Source organism: Amycolatopsis sp. NPDC114503 (genome assembly GCF_055633655.1).
In genome coordinates, this window is record NZ_JBVKDT010000014.1 from 75,951 (window position 1) to 92,793 (window position 16,843).

The following is a 16,843-nucleotide window of genomic DNA, read 5'->3' on the forward strand; positions in this document are numbered from 1 at the left end:
GGTCAGCCCGCGCCGGAAAGATCCGTCGTCTCCGCCAGCCGCGTGACTACCTCCAGGAGCGCGGCCGGGCGGGGGCCGTCGGAGCGCCACACCGCCACGGTGTGGGCGGACTCGCCTTCCAACGGCACGAACACCACGCCGGTGCGGCGCAGGCTGTGGGCTGACCGCGCCAGCCGCGTCACGCCGACCCCGGCCGCGACCAGCCCCAGCAAGCCCTGCACTGTCGCGGTCCGCTGCACGACGTCGGGCGTGAACCCGGCGGCGGCGAAGTCGGCGTCGTACTTGCGGTGCCAAGGATCCCACGACGTGCGCGGCGTCAGCACCCACGGCTCCTCAGCGAGATCGGCCAGGCGCAGCGAGGAACGGTCGGCGAGCCGGTGGCCGGAGGGCAGGACAGCGCAGACCTCCTCGGTGAGGAGCGCGTGCGTTTCCAAGCCCTCGACCAGCGGCGGGCGAGTGAAGCCGGCATCGAACCGGCCGCCGCGCACCCCGTCGACCAGTTCGGCGATCGAGAGTTCGGCGGTGGTGACGGTCAGCTCCGGCAGGTGCTCCCGGACTGCGCGCACGACGGGCGGGAGCAGGTAATTCGCCGTGCTGGCAAGGAAAGCCAGCCGCAGCATGCCGATCTCGCCGCGGACTGCGCGGGAAACCGTCGCCACCGCCGCGTCGGCGCGGGCGACTACTGCGCGTGCTTCCGGAAGGAAGAGTTCGCCGATCGGGGTGAGCCGGGTGCCGCGGGCGTCGCGGTCGAAGAGCCGCGCGCCGAGTTGGCGTTCCAGCACGGTGATCTGCTGCGAGAGCGACTGCTGGGCGATGCGGAGGGTCGCCGCCGCGCGCGTGAAGCTCGTTGTTTCGGCGACGGCGACGAAGTAGCGCAGCTGCCGCAGCTCAGGGGTCACAGGCTGAGACTGTAGCCCGCCAGCGAACCGGTGTTGGCGGACCCCGGCAGGCGCGCGCCACGATCGGAGGCGGAAGAAACCACTGGAGGGACTGCTCAATGACCGAGGAAACCGACGGCCGCGTCTGGCTGATCACCGGGTGCTCCAGCGGCTTCGGCCGCGAACTCGCCCAGGCCGCGCTGGCCGCGGGGGACCGGGTCGTCGCGACCGCGCGCAACCCGGAGACGCTCGCCGACCTCGTCGAATCCGGCGGGGGCCGGGTGCGCACAGCGACGCTGGACGTCACCGACCCGGCGCAGATCGACGCCGCGGTGCGGACCGCGCTCGACGCGTTCGGCCGGATCGACGTGCTGGTCAACAACGCCGGCCACGGATCGGTCGGCGCGGTCGAGGAACTGACGCTGACCGACCTGCGCGCGGTGCTCGAGGTGATGTTCTTCGGCGCGGTCGCGATGACCAAGGCCGTCGTGCCGCTGCTGCGGGAACGGGGGAGCGGGACGATCGTGCAGATGAGCTCGATGGGCGGGCTGCTCGCGCCGCCTGCGTTCGGGGCTTACTGCGCGGCGAAATTCGCGCTGGAAGGGATGTCCGAGGCGCTCGCGGCGGAGGTCGCGCCGCTCGGGGTGAAGGTGCTGATCGTGGAGCCGGGCGCGTTCCGGACGTCGTTCGGCGGCGCGGCGATGCACCGCTCCCGGAAGATCGACGCTTACTCCGAATCGACCGCGGCCACCCGAGGCGCGATCGAGGGGATGGACGGCGCCCAGCCCGGCGATCCGGCGAAAGCGGCGGCGGCGATCCTTCGCGCGGTAGACGCGCCTGACGCACCGCTGAGGCTCGCGCTCGGCGGCGACGCGGTGGACGCGATCCGGGGCAAAATCGAAGCCCTGACCAAGGATCTCGACTCGTGGGAGACCGTGAGCCGGGCGACCGCGCTGGACTGAAAGCTGGTGGCCGCCCGCGCGGGCGGCCACCAGCTCGGCTCACGGATAATTCGGGACGTTGACCGGCTTCGTGCCGTCCGGCGTGACGTCGCCCGTGTCGTTCACGACGTGGGTGATCGTGCCGCGGTGGTTCAGCGACACCGTCAGCAGGCTGTGCAGCTTCACGCCGCCGTTCTGCGGAACCTCGAACGCGTGATAGCTCGAAACCGCCGGGTTGGTGTCGAAGAAGCAGTAACTGCCCAGACCCCACGCCTCGTGCGACGTCACGTCCGGGCCGACCTTGTACGCGGCGTACCCGGCGGTGCCGGGCGCGGAATTCCACGAAGCCTGATCCGGGACGTCGTAAGGCATTTCGTTCTGGAAGAAGATCGTCTTCCCGTTCTGGCCGTTCCACACGACCTGGAACTTCTGGTAATGCTCCACGAACAGGCCGGTCGCGGTCACGTTGTCGCCGTTGACGAGCACGCCGGTGTCGGCGGTGTTCGTGGTCCAGCCGACCGTGCCGCTGTTGCCGTGGTCCGCGCGCCACGCCCAGACGTGGTCGACGATCGTGTCGTCGCTGTTCACTACCAGGCTGTTGGTCGCCTTGCCCGCCAGATCGCCGCCGACACGGAAGAACACGTCCTGCAGCGACGTCGGATTCGCCGCGTGGCTCGTGTGTTTCCCGCCCTCGCCGACGGTCAGCAGGGACTGCGAATTCTCGGTGCCCGCGTCGAACAGCAGGCCCTTCACCCGCACACCGTCCACATCGGACACATGCATCGCGTCGACGCCGTTGTCCGGAATCAGCGTCGGGTAGCCGATGCCGAGCACGGTCGTGCCGGGGCGGGTCACGTTCAGCGTCTGGTCGAGGTGGTAGGCGCCGGGGGTGAAGAACAGGTTGCAGCCGGAGTCGAGTGAGCTGTTGATGCTCTCCGCGGTGTCGCCGGGCTTGACGACGCGGAACTGGCTCATCGGGACGGAATCACCGGGCGTGCCGCCGTTCGCCCAGCTCGGCCCGGACGCGTTCGTGCGCAGGGACGGCAGGAAAACGCGGTAGTTGCCGCTGTCGTCCACGTACAAGTACGGCACGTCGCGCGACACCGGCGTGGTGTCGAGGGTCGTTTCCGGCGGGTTCGGGAACGAGTTGGCCGGCGCGCCGGTGGTCCCGGAGAAGACCATGTTCCACACGCCGCCGTCCCAGCTGCCCAGCGCCGAATCCCGCGTGTACCACTGCTGTTGCGAAACCGACGCCGCCTGACCGGACACGCGGGTGTCGGCGACGTAACCGCCGCTCGCGTAGCCGTAGCTGGCCGGGAACAGCTGCAGCCCGCCCTTGATGTCCATCCGGCGGAACGGCGCGGCCTGCGAGACCGCCCAGCGATCGCTGCCGCTGGACGGAGTAACCGCCATGTTTTCCGCCGAACGCCAGAAGTTCTGCAGCGCGGAGCCCTGGTCGGACCCGTTGAAGGCGTCCACGGTGATGTCGCCGTTGATCTGGACGTCGTCCGGATTCTGGCCGAGACCGGCGACCGAGGTGTAGAAGCCGACGTTGTCGTGCACCGCGTAGGCGCCCGGCTTGAACAGATGCGCGACGCGGCCCGAGCCGAACTGCGCGGTCTGCGTGTCCTTCTGCGCCTCGAAGTCCTTGTCCAGCTGGGCCTGAATCGTCGCCGAGGGCATTCCCGGGTCGAAAACGTGCACGTTCGGCCCGAAATCCGGCTGATCCGGCTGGCTGCCGCAGCCCGCCTGACCCGACGCTGGGGCCGCGGCGGCGGGGACGGCGAGCCCGGCCGCGGCCAGCAAAGCCAGCATCGCGACGGCCGGGCCACGGGATCGACGCGGTCGTGGTGGTCGATAAGTCCGGTTCACGTCGGGGACACCTCCGCGGTAGGGGATTTACCCACCAGTTTGTGGTCGGCCACAACAAATTAAACGCCCGGCTCCGTGGCGCCGGTCACAACTCGGTCACGGTTGTCTGGACCACTCGCGGGATTCCGGCTATCGGAATCCTGTTCACGTCCGGGTGACGCAGCCAGCCTCGCGCCGCGTCGTGCCGCAAGATGACCTTGGACCTGCCGCCGTGAAGATCGGAGTCTCGGTGACCCGGACAGCAACGGACAAATCCTGGCGGCTCGCCTTCGCCGCCACCGTGTCGGTTTTGGCGACAGTGTGCGGCGTCGCGACCGCCGGACCGGCCGCCGCCGCGGACTACTCGAAGGCCGGCGACAATGTTGCCGGTTCACAAATTCTGCGCCACGAGGGCGTGCGAAGCGGAAGCCCGCGGTTCGACCCGGCGACCGGGCAGACCCTCGGCCACGACGTGAGCGGGCATCAGGGCGCGGTCGACTGGGGCCAGGCCGCCGGCGCGGGCGCCCGGTTCGCCTATGTCAAGGCGACTGAGGGCACCGGCTTCGTGAGCCCGCAGTTCGACCAGCAGTACAACGGCGCGCACGACGCGGGCCTCATTCGCGGCGCGTACCACTTCGCCCGCCCGGACGTCTCCAGCGGCGCGGAGCAGGCCGACTACTTCATCGCCCACGGCGGCGCGTGGCGCGGCGGCGGCACGACGCTGCCGGGCGCGCTCGACATCGAGTACAACCCGTACGGCGACGCCTGCTACGGCAAAAGCCAGGCCGACATGACCGCGTGGATCGCCGACTTCACCCACCGGTACCTGGCGAAACAGCGCCGCAGCGCGATCATCTACACCTCGACGTCGTGGTGGAAGCTCTGCACCGGCAACGCGGGCGGGTTCGGCGACACCAACCCGCTCTGGCTCGCCCGCTACGCCCCGGAGGTCGGCGAACTCCCCGCGGGCTGGGACAAGCAGAGCATCTGGCAGTTCTCGCGCACCGGCAGCCTGCCCGGAGACCAGAACTACTACAACGGGCCGATGAACCGCGTCGAGGCGCTCGCCAGGGGAGGCGGTTCGTCGGCGTGATCGCCTGAAAAGCCGTACCGGAGGGGGTCCGGTCGTAGTTGGATCACCGGGTGACCCTAGCCGTCGGACTCTTCGACCTCTTCACGTACGCGATCCCGGGCGCCCTGCATCTGGCGTTCCTGGCCTACCTCGCCGGGCGGTTGCACTGGCTCGACCTCGCCGCCGTCTCGCGCGGGCCGGGAGCGGTGCTGGTGATCGGGATCGTGGTGGCGAGCTACCTCCTCGGCTACCTGGCGTATCCGATGGGCGCGCGGGCGGCGCGGTGGCTGCCGCGGCGGCGGAAGCGTGATCCGCGGGCGGAGTTCCTGCGCCGCAACCCGGCCGCGCGCGGCCGTGCGTTCGTCGAAGCGGACTCGTTCCTGCTGCTGTCGGCGCTGCAGCTGCACGACGCCGACGCGGCGATGGAAGCGACGCGGCTGCGCACCGTCGGGCTGATGCTGCGCAACTCCAGCCCGCCGATGGCGTTCGGGTTCGTGGCGTCGGTCGTGGAACTGATCGTCGGGGGTCACAGGGTGTTCGCGGCGTGCGGCGCGGTGCTGTTCGCCGCCGCGTATCCGGCGCTGATCGCGCAGGGCCGGTTGATGTCGCACTGGGCGAGCGTGAAGACGCTGGAACTCAGCTTTTGGGTGCCGGAGGTGGAGGAGACGCTGGCGGCTACGCAGAAGACAGAGTGAGCGGCAACTCGGCGAGCCGTCCGCGAAACCGCCGCCGCGGCGAGCCTTTCCCCGGGCGGGCCGGAAAGGAATCGGTCAGCTGCTGGCGGTTTCGTGCCAGGTCAGGCTGGCACAGAGGGCTGCGGTGAGGCGGGTGATCGTCTGGCGGGTGGTTTCGTCGTTGACGTGCTCGGGGAGCCAGGCGCAGGCGAGGTAGGCACCCGCGAGATCGGCGGTGGCGGAGGCGGCGGCGAGGCATTCCTCGATCTGGGAGAGGGAGGGACCGGGGCCGGAGGGGAAGCGCGCGCCGGAGAGGTCGGCGCTGTCGATGACGTCGATGTCGAGGTGAAGGTAGACCGGCACCGGGCCGAGTCGGCTGAGGGCGGCGGCGATCGCGACGGGTTCGGCGGGGATGCGATGGACCTGGCTGGTGGCGAGGGCGTCGTTTTCGGCGGGGTCGAGATCGCGGGCGTCGGCGAGCACGACGCTCGTGTCGGGGACGGGGCGCAGGCCGAGCGTGTCGTCGAACAGGCCGGAGGTCCGGCCGGTCAGCATGGACAGGGCCATTCCGCCGATGTAGCCGCTGGTGGAGATTGCGGGGGTGTTGAAGTCGCCGTGGGCGTCCAGCCACAGCACGGCCAGGTCGCTGTGGCGTTGCTGCACCGCGGCTGCCGCGGCGCGGCTGGTGGGGCAGTCCCCGGAGAGCACGAGAGGCTTTGCCGCCTGGGCCACGGTGTCGGCTGTCGCCCGGTGCAGCAGGCTCATCCGGGCGGGGACGGGGCCCGACGGCAGGACCGGGGGAACGACCCGGGTCGCGGCGGCGGGGATCGGGAAGTCCGGGAGGTGCTCGTCGAGGTGCCAGGGCGTGACGAACAGGTCCCAGGTGCTTTCAGCCACGGGGTGTCTCTCTTTCGCTTTGGTGAGCGAGCAGGTCGAGCAGCCGTCGCAGTTCGGCGGCGCCGGCTCGCAGGTGCGCGGTGAGTTCCGCCCTGGCTTGGTCCGGGCTGCCGTGCAGCGCGTCCAGCAGCCAGCGGTGGTCGTCTTCGGTGCGGCCGAGTTCGCGGCGGGAGCGTTCGGCCAGCGCCAGGGCGAGGCGCTGTTCTTGCTGGAGCTGGGCGTGGAAGCGGCACAGCCGGGGGCTGCGGGCGGCCGTGACCAGGGTGGCGTGGAAGAGCCGGTCCCCGTCGAGCGCGGCGGCGGTGTCGCCCTGGTCGAAAGCGCGTTCTATCTGGTCGACCAAGTCGGCGAGCTGCTGGTAGACGGTCGGATCCCGGTGTTCGGTGAGGGCATCGGCCGCGGTCAGTTCCACGGAGGCGCGGGCGGCGTAGATGTCGGCGACGTCAGGCCCGGTGACGTCCGCGACGACTACGCCGCGGTTCATCTGGTAGCGGACCAGGCCTTCGCTTTCGAGTGTCCGCGCGGCCTCGCGGAGGGTGCTGCGGGAGACGCCGAGCTCGGCGGCGAGGGCGGCCTCGCGCAGCGGAGTGCCGGGCGGCAGCTGTCCGGACAAGACTGCCTGCCGGACGGCTTCGGCGGCCTGTTCGGCGGTGCTTTGCCGGTGAATGTTCGCGCCGAGACCGGCGATCAGGTTCGTCAAGGTCGTGTCTCCTGCCCTGGACTGCCGAGCATGAGATTGCCAGATTGTCGGACAATCTGGCAAGGCACTTTGAGACACGTCGGGTTTGGCGCACATGGTGGAGGAGCGGCCGCGCGCAGTGTTCCTTGCGCGGCTACGCGAACCCGTTGACCTGCAAGGGGTTCAGGCGTGATTCGGTGCGGACGATGTCTCGTTGCCGCACGGCTATGGGCAGTTCAGTAGCGGCTGGTGGCCGGGCTGCCTGGGAGATGCGCCAGAAGCACGAAGAACGCGATCGCCGTCAGAACCGCCCATGCGACGACGATGGCGGTCATGATCAGCGCGTGCCGCCGGATGGAGATCAGCTGCCGAAGGATCCCGATGTTGATCCGGTTCGCGTAAGCCCGTCCTCTGTGGACGCTGCCTTGAGCCGCTTCTCGACGTCGTGAAAGGCCGAGCGGCGTGCTCGACCTCCGCGCTCGCCAGAAACGGGCGAGCGTGGAGGGGAAGTCGTCGAATTTGGCTTCAGCGTTACGGATGCAGCCATTGCCCGAGCCGCCGCCGCGACCGAAACCAGAGCCGGGAGTCCACAAAGGACCGTCGTCAGCGACCCCGGAACCGCGCGGCCAGTGCGGCGATCGGCGACCGCCGCCCCCGCAACGGGACTTCGCCGGAGGTGATGTCCGCGAGAAGCGTCGCCACCGTTTCCCCGGCGCACGTCCGGTTCGCGCCGATTCCGCCGGACGGGCCGCGCTTGATCCAGCCCACCACGTACGCACCGGTCCGGCCCTCGACCCGGCCCGCGGTGTTCGGGATCGTTCCGGCCGCCTCGTCGAACGGCAGGCCCGGCACCGGGCGGCCCCGGTAGCCGACGGCGCGCACGACCTGGCCGGCCGCGATCTCGACCGGTCCGGAAGGGCCGTCGACCCGCAGCCCGCGCACCTGGCGGTCGCCGGTGATCTCCGCCGGAGCAGAGTGGAAGCGCAGGACGATCCGGCGGGGGCCGTCCGCGGGCGGGGCGGTCCAGTCGACTGTCTCGCGGTCCAAGTCCCGCAGCAGCGCGGCTTTTCCGGTGCCCGCGTCGATCGCCGCGGCGGTGCGCGGGTCTTCGGTGTCGACCACGAGCGGCACGTTCGCGCGCTGGGCGAGCGCGATCAGCTCGGGGGAGGTGTAGGCGGCGTCTTCCGGACCGCGCCGGGCCAGCAGGACCACCTCGCGGACCTTGCTGGAGCGCAAGCGTTCCAGGGCGTGCGGGGCGATGGTCGTGCCGTCGAGATCGTCGGGATCGGCGGTGAGGATCCGGGCCACGTCGAGGGCGACGTTGCCGGTGCCGATCAGCACCACTCGCTCCGCGGAGAGGTCGACCGCGTGCGCGGGGACGTCCGGGTGGCCGTTGTACCAGGCGACCACCGTCGTCGCGGCGAGGCTGCCGGGCAGGTCTTCGCCGGAAATCCCCAGAGTGCGCGCGGAAGAAGCACCGACTGCGTAGATCACCGCGTCGTGGCGTTCGGCCAACTCGTCCACGGTCACGTGGCGGCCGACCTCGACGCCGAGCTTCAGCTTCAGCCTCGGGTGGTTGTGGAAGCGCGAGAAGGCCTCGCCGATCCGCTTCGTGTCCGGGTGGTCCGGGGCGACGCCGAAGCGCACCAGCCCGCCCGCGACCGGAAGCCGGTCGATCAGCGTGACGCGCGCGTTGGTGTGCAGCAACAGGTCTTCCACCGCGTACATCCCGGCCGGGCCGGTGCCGACGACGGCCACGTCCGCGGGCTCGAGGTCGCTCGGGATCTCCCGGTCGAACGTCGGCGGGCCCCAGCGGTGGAAGTTCGGCGCGGGGTTCGCGGCGGCCGGCTGGCGGTCGGCGAAGAAGTCCGCGTTGATGCCCGCGTACACCTTCATCGAGTCGGTCAGCAGGTCCACCGGGAAGATCGCGTCGACCGGGCAGGCGTCGGCGCAGGCGCCGCAGTCGATGCACGTCTCCGGGTCGACGTAGAGCATCTCGGTGGTCCCGAAGTCCGGCTCGTCCGGCGTCGGGTGGATGCAGTTGACCGGGCAGACCGACACGCACGTCGCGTCGTTGCAGCAGGTCTGGGTGATCGCGAAGGCCATGTCAGATCAGATTCGCCCGCTTGTAGAACACCAGCGCCGGCTTCGTCAGCAGCCCGCACGAGCCGAGGAACTCCATCAGCCCGGCACAGCTCGACCGCATCATCGACTTGTGGTGCTCGTTGGCCTTCGCCTCGCGCAGTGCGCGCTCGGAGTCCAGACCGGCGTTCTTGTACACGTCGCGGTTGACCATGCTGCTGACGATGAAGTACGACGCGATCGCGATGACCAGCGCGTTGACCTGGCGGCGCACGGCTCCCGCGCCCTCCAGCTGCTCGCGCGTCTCCTCGCGGGCGAACTTCATGTGCCGCGACTCTTCCACGACGTGGATGTTGTTGATGGTCCGCACGAACGGGACCACGCGCTCGTCGCGCATCCAGTCGCGCTGCATCACGTCGAGAACCTCTTCGGCGACCAGGATCGCCGCATACGCCGCTTCGCCGCCGGCGACCGCCTTGAAGACGCGGCCCAGTTCGACGGCCAGCTTGCGCGGCCGGTACGGGGGAGCGCCGAGCTTCTGCGCGCCGCGGGCGAACATGATCGAGTGGCGGCATTCGTCGGCGATCTCGGTGAGCGCCCACTGGAACGCCGGGTCGGTCGGGTCCTTGGCGTAGAAATCGCGCAGCACCATCTGCTGCAGGATCATCTCGAACCAGATCCCGGTGCTCGCGACCGACGCCGCCTCCTGGCGGGTCAGCTCCTTCTGCTGCTCCGGGGTCATCTCGGCCCAGTAGCTCGTGCCGTAGAGCGTGCTCCACTCCGGGCTGGCCCCGTGGAAGTCCTTGTCCAGCGGGGTTTCCCAGTCGACCTCGGTGGCCGGGTCGTAGGAAAGGGTCGCGGAGGAGTCGAGCAGCCGCTGCGCGGTCTCGTGCCGGCCGGACGGGGCTGCTTCCGGTGCTCGCTGCACGTCTGCGCTGGTCATTCGGTCCTCCCTGAGCGACATTGGTTAGGCGTTACCGCGATTCACTGTTACCTAAGGTAACACCTATTCGGCCGCATCGCGAGAGGTACCGGAGAACCGCGTGTCGTCCGTTTGGGCAATCCGCCCGGAACAAGGCCGCTGACCTGGCAGGATGAGCCGAGAATCTCTTCTTGACCTCGGAGGAACCAGCGTCGTGACGCAACCGCCGCAGCCCGGCCAGCCGCTCTACCCGGGCACGGAGCCGCAGCAGTACTCGCCGTTGCCGCCCGCTTACGGCGGGCAGCCCGGTTACAGCGGGCAGCCCGGTTACAGCGGGCAGCCCGGTTACAGCGGCCAGTTCGCCAGCCAGCCGCCGATGCCGCAGCCGCCCCCGGCGCCGCCGACCGCGCATTTCGGCGCGACCGCGGTCGCCGCCGCGACCCTGTCCGCGGTCATCGGCCTGGTGGGCGTCATCGGCGCTATCACCGCAGCCATGCGGATGTTCCACTACTCGAACTCGACCACGCTGATTTCCAGCGGCGTCGTCGGCGTCCTGGACCTGGCGATCGCGGCGTTGACCATCGCCGGTGCGATCGCGCTGTTCAAACGTTCCCCGGCGGGCCGGATCTGCGTTCTGGTCGGCAGCAGCCTGGCGGCGCTGGACATCGTCGTCTTCATGATCGTCAGCCTCGGTTCCAGTTTCGTCCGGAAGAGCGCGCCGACGACGCTGCAGATGACGTTCCCGAGCGGCTTCCTGTGGCTGATCGTCCCGGTGGCCGCGTTGGTGCTGGCGGCGCACCGGGGGACCGGAGCGTGGCTGCTGCCGAAAACCCCGCCGATGCCGTACCACCCCGGCTGGTGACCGTTCGGGAAGAAATCCTCCGCACCCCGCGGCTGCGGCTGACCACTTGGCTGCCCTCGGATCTGGAGGACCTGGCCGCCCTGCACGCCGACAGCGAGGTCATGCAGCACATGACGACCGGCCCGCAGACCCGCGCGGCGACGCGGGAAAGGCTGGACGCGTTCATCGCCGAGCACCGGCAGCGGGGCTGGTCGAAGTGGCGCGTCGAAGGCGCGGCGGGGTTTCTCGGCCGGGCCGGGTTCGGTCTCGCCCATGGCAGCGGACATCGGGAAGCCGGCTATCTGCTGGTGCGCGCGGCGTGGGGCGCGGGATTGGCGACGGAGCTGACGCAGGCGCTGCGGCAGTGGCACGAGGACCACCCGGAACCCGCTCTCGCCCCCGAGTTGCGGGCATACGTACTGCCTGGCAATAAGGCGAGCTGCCGGGTGCTCGAGAAAGCGGGCTTCCAGGCGATCGGCGACGAGGACGGCCAGCTCGTGTTCGAGTCAGGCCGTTCCTGACCGGCGCAGCCGGGGCAGCACCGCCAGCCACAGCAAAACGGTCGCGAATCCGTACGCCGCCGTCATCGTCAGGCTCATCGACAACGGCGTAGTCCCGCCCAGCGACACCAGCGGCGCGACGATCGGCCCGATCGCGAACGACGCCGTCCCGAGCAGCGCCGCGGCGGTTCCGGCTCGCTGGCCGTGCTTGGCCAAGGCGAGCGCGTTGCCGTTCGCCTGCGTCGTCCCGCCCGCGAACATCAACAGCGCCAAGGGAATCAGCAATGCCGCCAACCCCGCCCCGAACAGCACCGCGCCCAGCATCGTCAGCGCCGCTGCCGCGGTGAAGGTCGTGCCCAGCACGTACATCCGCACCGGCCCGGCCCGCCGCACCGCCGCCCGGTTCACCTGCGCGCCGAGCACCGACATCACCGCGTTCGCTGCGAAACACGCGCTGAACAGCTGTGGCGACAACGAAAATCCGTCTTGCAGCACGAAACTGATCGACGCCAGGTAGGTGAAGAACGCCGCCCCGCCGCAGGTGCTCACGAGCAGGAAACCCAGGAACAGCCGGTCTTTCAGCAGCACCCGGAATTCGCCGCCGCCGCGCCGCCGATGTCGCGCCTCCGGCGGCAGGCTCTCCGGCAGCGCCGTCGCGGCGACGATCAGCAGTGCCGCGCCGATCCCGGCCAGGACGCCGAAGATGCCGCGCCATCCGACGATCGCCGCCAGCTGCCCGCCGATCACCGGAGCGACGATCGGCGCGAGCGCCCCGACGGTGGTCAGCAACGCCAGCAGCCGCACCAGTTCGACGCCCTCGGCGAGATCCCGGGCGACGGCCAGCGACAGCACGATTCCGGCCGATCCGCACAGCCCCTGCAGGAATCTCGCCGCGAGCAGCACCTCGATCGACGGCGCGAACGCGCACACCACCGACAGCACGGTGAACAGCCCGATCCCGGCCAGCAGCGGACGCCGCCTGCCGAACCGGTCGCTCAACGGGCCCACGACGAGCTGGCCGAAGGCGAGACCGAGCATGCACACCGACATGGTTGCTTGCGCCAGGCTCTGCCCGGCCCGGAGGTCGTCGGCGAGCTGGGGGAGTACTGGCAGGTAGAGGTCCATCGAGATCGGGCCGAAGACCTCCAGCAGGCCCAGCGCGACTGCCATCCGGAACGCGCCCGGGCGCTTTTTCGGCAACACCGGCTTGGCCAGGGGGGTTTCCGGGTGAAGTGGCTTCATCCGGCGCGCAGGATCCGGCGCAGCCACGAAAGCCGCGTCGCGACCGCGGAGCGGGAGACCTCCGCCTCGGGAGAGAAACCGGCGAATCCGTGGTAGCCACCCGCCCACACATGCAGTTCGGCCTGTCCGCCGGTCGCCCAGATCCGCAGGGCGTACTCGGTCGTCTCGTCGCGGAAGATCTCCGCAGCACCGACGTCCAGGTACGCCGGTGGCAGGCCGGACAGATCGGCCATCCGCGCCGGGACTGCGTACGGCGAGGCCGCGTCGGTTCCGCGCGCTGGGCCGAGCAAGGCGTCCCAGCCGGTGTCGTTGTTGTTCCGGTCCCAGGCGCCGATTCCGTTGTACTGCTGGGTCGACACCGACTCGTTGCGGTCGTCGAGCATCGGGCACGCCAACAGCTGTCCGGCGATGGCCGGGCCGTTGCGGTCCCGGGCGAGGAGCGCAACGCCCGCGGCGAGACCGCCGCCCGCGCTGGCTCCGGTGACGACGATCCGCGAGGGGTCGATGCCGAGTTCGTCCGCGTGCTCGACTGTCCACAAGAGACCCGCGTAGCAGTCCTCGACGGCGGCGGGAGCCGGGTTTTCCGGGGCCAGCCGGTATTCCACTGAGATGCCAACTGCGCCGAATTGAAGTACGTCGTCGATCAGGCCGTCGAGGCCGAAGAACCGGTTGCCCAGCACCATTCCGCCGCCGTGGATGCTGTACAGCGCGGGCGCGTTGGCGACCCCGGACGCGGGGCGGACGACCGTGAGCACGATGTCCGGAGCGCCCTCGGGACCGGGGACGGTGTGCTCGGTCACCTCGACCGGGTGGTCGGCGACGATCTGCTCGACCGGCGGGATGATCGTCGCGAAATGCGCGCGGTTGGCCAGGATCGTGTCCGCGCGCAGCGGGATCCGCTCGACCAGGTCGAGGAACGCGGCGAGTCCGGGCTCCAGTTCCGGGTCGTACGGCACTGGCGGGACGCTCATTTCCCCGCCTTCCCGAAGATCCGGCGCAGCCAGGAGTTCCGGGTTTCGAGCGCGGCCTTGCTGATGGGCCAGTCCGGCACGTACATGTCGAACCCGTGGAAGGCGCCCGCCCAGACGTGCAGTTCGGCCTGCCCGCCGGTCGCCCAGATCCGCAACGCGTACTCGGTGTCCTCGTCGCGGAACGGTTCCGCGCTGCCGACCTCGATGAACGCGGGCGGAAGACCGGACAGGTCGGTGGCGCGCGCCGGGGCGGCGTAGGGGGAGACGTCGTCGGTGCCGACCGCGTCGCCTAGCAGAGACTGCCAGCCCGCGAGGTTCGATTCCCGCGTCCAGGTGCCGAGACCCGGGTATTGCTGGCTCGCGATCGTCGTGTTGCGGTCGTCGATCATCGGGCACAGCAGCAGCTGTCCGGCGATCGCCGGACCGTTTCGGTCGCGAGCGAGCAGCGAGACCGCCGCGGCGAGACCGCCGCCCGCGCTGCCGCCCATCACCACGACGCGCGACGGGTCGATGCCGAGTTCGTCGGCGTGCTCGACTGTCCACACCAGACCGGCGTAGCAGTCCTCGACCGGTGCCGGGTGCGGGTGTTCGGGCGCGAGCCGGTATTCGACGTTCACCGCGACGACGTTCAACTCCAGCACCAGTGCCAGCAGCCGACCGACATCCATGTTGCGGTGGCCGACCATCATGCCGCCGCCGTGGATGTTGTAGAGCACCGGCAGCGCGCCGTCGCTCTCGTGCGGAGAGAGGATCGTGATTTCCAGGTCCGGTGCGCCTTCCGGGCCGGGGATGGTCTGCTCGACGACGGTGACCGGCGCGTCGCCGACCGCTTCGGCGGCGGGCGGGAACGTCTCGGCCATCGCGCGGCGCAGGCCGGGGATGGTCGCCGGAGTGAACGGCGGCGCGTCGGCCGGGACGATCTCGGCGAGCGCGGGCTCGATCTCCTGATCGAACGGGACAGGCGGATAAGTCAAGGCAGCCTCCTGCGGCGGGCGGGTTTGCGGTCCGTGAGGGGAACCCTGAGGGAATCTGATTCCTGCAGGGTTCCCCTCACGGACGTGAAGTTCGGTGGCGATGGTGACCAGCGGGCTCAGGGACCTTCGGGATCGACGGCGTCGCGGTCGGCCCAGAACGGCTCCACCAGCGCGCGGATCTGCTCGGCCCCGACCTTCTCGACCAGTTCGACCGCGGCGAGGTTGTCCTCCAGTTGTTCCATCCGGGTCGCGCCGAAGAGCGTCGTGACGTTCGCCGGATGCGTCAGCGTGAACGCGACCGCGAGCCGGGCCGCGCTCGTGCCGAGTTCTTCCGCGACCTTCACGACCTTGGCCGCGTCGCGGGTGATCCGCTTGCGGACGTCGCCGGGATCGCGGCCGATCTCACGGGTCAGCTTGGTGCGGCCGGCGAGGATTCCGCCTTCGAGGACATCGGAGGCCTGCATGACGAAACCGTCGGCGAACAGCCGCGCGAACGGTTCTCCGTCCGGAATGGACCGTCGGCCGATGCTGTACTTCAACTGCGCGATCTGCGGACCCGGCACCTGCAGCGCTTCGGCGATTTCGCGCAGCCGCGCGATGTTCCCGGCCGACCAGTTGTTGACGCCCCACGCCCGGATCAGCCCGGAGCGGGTGAGCCCGGCGAGGTCTTCGACCAGGTCCTCCAGCGCGACGTCGTCGCGGCGCAGGTCGCCGAGGATCACCAGGTCGGCGACGTCGAAACCGCCGCGCAGGAACGCGTTTTCCAGCTGGGGGCGGAATCCCTGGTCGCCGAACCCTTCGATCCACAGCTTCGCCGAGACCAAGTAGTCGTCGCGCGGGATGCGGGCGGCGCGGACGATCGCGCTCCACAGCACGTCGGTGAAGACCGGCGGATGGCCGGGCATGCCGTAGACGCCGACGTCGAACAGGTTCACGCCGGCCTCGACCGCCGCGCGGATCATCGCGACCGAATCGGCGAAGTCCATCCGGTCGTAGGTGTGCCACGACCCGAGCGAGAGCAGCGAAACGTCCAAACCGGACTTGCCGACCTTGCGGCGGGGCAGGGGCGAGGATGCGGACACGAGACCTCCTTGGCTCGTAAGGGGAAAGGACGATCAGGGAAGACGCGGGTCGACGACGGCCTTGGTCTCGTCCAGGCGGTGCATGGCCTCGATCCGCTCGCTCGCGCCGGAGAGCCCGACCGGGGTGCCGAACAGCCGGTCCCACGGCATCCGGGAGGCGAACGAACCGAAGAACTCGATCGCGTGGTGGTAATCGGCGATGTCGCCGTTGAGCGAACCGACGACAGTCAGCTCCTTGCCCATCACCGTCCCGAGCGGGACCGGCGTCGGCTCCGGCCCGGTGCTGCCGACGATCACGACCCGGCCGCGTTGCGCCGCCATGGCGACCGCCTCGCGGCCGATCGACGGTGCCCCGGCGAAGTCCAGAACGAGATCGCCGCCGTGGCCGCCGGTCAGTTCGGCGACGCGCTCGACGATCGCGTCCGAACCTCCGGCGACATCGACCACGTCGTCAGCCCCGAACTCTTTCGCCAGCTCCAGCCGCGACGCGGGAGCGCCGACGGTGATAACGCTGCCTGCGCCGCTGAGGTGCGCGACCGCGGTCGCGAACAAGCCCAGCGCGCCGGATCCCTGTACGACCACGCGAGATCCGGGCCGGACGCCGCCGACGCGGTCGAACGCGCGCAGCACGGTTTTCGCCGCACATCCGGCCATCGCGGCCCAGGTGTCGGGCACCTCGGCGGGCAGCAGCAGCTTCGCCGCGCCTGGGACGACGTAGGCGTATTCGCACAATCCGGCGGTCGCGAACGGGGCGACGTCGGACCGCTGCAGGAAGCCGTAGCCGCGCCGGGAACACGCGACCGGTTCGCGCAGCACCGTGCAGCCGTAACACTCGCCGCAGGTCGATTCCGACCAGCCGATCCGGGAGCCGACGGTGACCTCGCGGCCGAGCGCGTCGCGCGCGTCCGGTCCGGCGGCCACCACTTCGCCGGCCATTTCGTGGCCCAGCACCATCGGCAGCATGCCGGGGAAGCTCATCTTCCCGGACCAGATCTCCACGTCCGTGCCGCACAGCGTCGCGCACGAGACGCGGACCAGCGCCGCGCCGGCTTCGAGCTCGGCGGGCAGCGGGAGTTCGGTCAGCTCCAGCGGCGCGCCGTGCTCGGTCAGCACCGCGGCGCGGGTGGAAGTCGGGACGGTCATGGGAAACCTTTCCGGGGGCTGGCGGGCCCGGGAGGGCCGTGTGATGGGTTAGTCTACGGACGTCGACAAAAATGTCGAGTCCCCGAATCCCTCC

Annotated in this window: 17 protein-coding genes; 5 read left to right on the forward strand and 12 right to left on the reverse strand. The window is 70.2% G+C overall.

Annotated features, from left to right (window positions below):
- Positions 1–2: 2 nt before the first annotated feature.
- Positions 3–899 (reverse strand): LysR family transcriptional regulator, encoded by an 897-nt coding sequence (locus ACZ7OI_RS40495; protein ID WP_470269418.1) that lies wholly within the window; start codon positions 897–899, stop codon positions 3–5.
- A 98-nt stretch (positions 900–997) separates the two neighbouring features.
- On the opposite strand from ACZ7OI_RS40495, the gene ACZ7OI_RS40500 reads away from it, so the two are divergent.
- Positions 998–1,840 carry an oxidoreductase gene (locus ACZ7OI_RS40500; protein WP_470269419.1) on the forward strand — a complete coding sequence of 281 codons (843 nt, stop codon included), beginning with the start codon at positions 998–1,000 and terminating at the stop codon, positions 1,838–1,840.
- A gap of 39 nt (positions 1,841–1,879) precedes the next feature.
- Here ACZ7OI_RS40500 and ACZ7OI_RS40505 read toward each other — a convergent pair whose 3' ends face one another.
- Complete coding sequence (locus tag ACZ7OI_RS40505; RefSeq protein ID WP_470269420.1) at positions 1,880–3,691, reverse strand: hypothetical protein; 1,812 nt, start codon at positions 3,689–3,691, stop codon at positions 1,880–1,882.
- 229 nt (positions 3,692–3,920) lie between these two features.
- Here ACZ7OI_RS40505 and ACZ7OI_RS40510 point away from each other — a divergent pair, with 229 nt between their 5' ends.
- Both ACZ7OI_RS40510 and ACZ7OI_RS40515 read left to right on the forward strand, forming a co-directional pair.
- Positions 3,921–4,763, forward strand: coding sequence for a lysozyme (locus ACZ7OI_RS40510; protein ID WP_470269421.1), 843 nt, complete (start codon positions 3,921–3,923; stop codon positions 4,761–4,763).
- Positions 4,764–4,813: 50 nt separating this feature from the next.
- Entirely contained in the window at positions 4,814–5,437 is a 624-nt protein-coding gene (locus tag ACZ7OI_RS40515; RefSeq protein ID WP_470269422.1) for a hypothetical protein, read from the forward strand.
- 75 nt (positions 5,438–5,512) lie between these two features.
- On the opposite strand, the gene ACZ7OI_RS40520 is transcribed toward ACZ7OI_RS40515, so the two are convergent.
- From ACZ7OI_RS40520 to ACZ7OI_RS40540, 5 genes are all read right to left on the reverse strand, one after another.
- A complete protein-coding gene (locus tag ACZ7OI_RS40520) occupies positions 5,513–6,313 on the reverse strand; it encodes an arginase family protein (protein ID WP_470269423.1) in 801 nt (266 codons plus the stop codon).
- A complete protein-coding gene (locus ACZ7OI_RS40525; protein WP_470269424.1) occupies positions 6,306–7,013 on the reverse strand; it encodes a GntR family transcriptional regulator in 708 nt (235 codons plus the stop codon). Before ACZ7OI_RS40525 ends, ACZ7OI_RS40520 begins: the two co-directional genes overlap by 8 nt.
- Positions 7,014–7,228: 215 nt before the next feature.
- Entirely contained in the window at positions 7,229–7,585 is a 357-nt protein-coding gene (locus ACZ7OI_RS40530; RefSeq protein WP_470269425.1) for a hypothetical protein, read from the reverse strand.
- Positions 7,586–7,595: 10 nt separating this feature from the next.
- Positions 7,596–9,098, reverse strand: a complete 1,503-nt coding sequence (locus tag ACZ7OI_RS40535) for an FAD-dependent oxidoreductase (RefSeq protein WP_470269426.1) — start codon at positions 9,096–9,098, stop codon at positions 7,596–7,598.
- Position 9,099: 1 nt separating this feature from the next.
- Positions 9,100–10,017: an AurF N-oxygenase family protein gene (locus tag ACZ7OI_RS40540; protein WP_344274306.1), complete on the reverse strand. Its 918-nt coding sequence runs from the start codon at positions 10,015–10,017 to the stop codon at positions 9,100–9,102.
- A gap of 193 nt (positions 10,018–10,210) precedes the next feature.
- Between ACZ7OI_RS40540 and ACZ7OI_RS40545 the strand changes: the two genes are divergently transcribed.
- Together ACZ7OI_RS40545 and ACZ7OI_RS40550 are read left to right on the forward strand one after the other, a co-directional pair.
- A complete protein-coding gene (locus ACZ7OI_RS40545; RefSeq protein ID WP_470269427.1) occupies positions 10,211–10,858 on the forward strand; it encodes a hypothetical protein in 648 nt (215 codons plus the stop codon).
- Positions 10,855–11,358: a GNAT family N-acetyltransferase gene (locus ACZ7OI_RS40550; protein ID WP_470269428.1), complete on the forward strand. Its 504-nt coding sequence runs from the start codon at positions 10,855–10,857 to the stop codon at positions 11,356–11,358. Before ACZ7OI_RS40545 ends, ACZ7OI_RS40550 begins: the two co-directional genes overlap by 4 nt.
- On the opposite strand, the gene ACZ7OI_RS40555 is transcribed toward ACZ7OI_RS40550, so the two are convergent.
- The 5 genes from ACZ7OI_RS40555 to ACZ7OI_RS40575 form a co-directional block, all read right to left on the reverse strand.
- The gene (locus tag ACZ7OI_RS40555) at positions 11,344–12,579 is read right to left on the reverse strand and encodes a multidrug effflux MFS transporter (RefSeq protein ID WP_470269429.1); all 1,236 of its coding nucleotides are present in this window, start codon (positions 12,577–12,579) and stop codon (positions 11,344–11,346) included. The two genes, ACZ7OI_RS40550 and ACZ7OI_RS40555, sit on opposite strands and share 15 nt — an antisense overlap.
- A complete protein-coding gene (locus ACZ7OI_RS40560) occupies positions 12,576–13,550 on the reverse strand; it encodes an alpha/beta hydrolase (protein WP_470269430.1) in 975 nt (324 codons plus the stop codon). Before ACZ7OI_RS40560 ends, ACZ7OI_RS40555 begins: the two co-directional genes overlap by 4 nt.
- A complete protein-coding gene (locus tag ACZ7OI_RS40565) occupies positions 13,547–14,524 on the reverse strand; it encodes an alpha/beta hydrolase (RefSeq protein WP_470269431.1) in 978 nt (325 codons plus the stop codon). The genes ACZ7OI_RS40560 and ACZ7OI_RS40565 overlap by 4 nt, the downstream gene beginning before the upstream one ends.
- Positions 14,525–14,640: 116 nt before the next feature.
- Positions 14,641–15,606: an aldo/keto reductase gene (locus tag ACZ7OI_RS40570; RefSeq protein WP_470269432.1), complete on the reverse strand. Its 966-nt coding sequence runs from the start codon at positions 15,604–15,606 to the stop codon at positions 14,641–14,643.
- A gap of 33 nt (positions 15,607–15,639) precedes the next feature.
- Entirely contained in the window at positions 15,640–16,749 is a 1,110-nt protein-coding gene (locus tag ACZ7OI_RS40575; RefSeq protein WP_470269433.1) for a zinc-binding dehydrogenase, read from the reverse strand.
- Positions 16,750–16,843 lie beyond the last annotated feature (94 nt).

Excerpts from the sequence above, each read along its gene's own strand:
- ACZ7OI_RS40500 (WP_470269419.1), top strand. The coding sequence starts at position 998 with ATGACCGAGGAAACCGACGGCCGCGTCTGGCTGATCACCGGGTGCTCC.
- ACZ7OI_RS40535 (WP_470269426.1), bottom strand. The coding sequence starts at position 9,098 with ATGGCCTTCGCGATCACCCAGACCTGCTGCAACGACGCGACGTGCGTG.
- ACZ7OI_RS40540 (WP_344274306.1), bottom strand. The coding sequence starts at position 10,017 with ATGACCAGCGCAGACGTGCAGCGAGCACCGGAAGCAGCCCCGTCCGGC.
- ACZ7OI_RS40555 (WP_470269429.1), bottom strand. The coding sequence starts at position 12,579 with ATGAAGCCACTTCACCCGGAAACCCCCCTGGCCAAGCCGGTGTTGCCG.
- ACZ7OI_RS40560 (WP_470269430.1), bottom strand. The coding sequence starts at position 13,550 with ATGAGCGTCCCGCCAGTGCCGTACGACCCGGAACTGGAGCCCGGACTC.
- ACZ7OI_RS40575 (WP_470269433.1), bottom strand. The coding sequence starts at position 16,749 with ATGACCGTCCCGACTTCCACCCGCGCCGCGGTGCTGACCGAGCACGGC.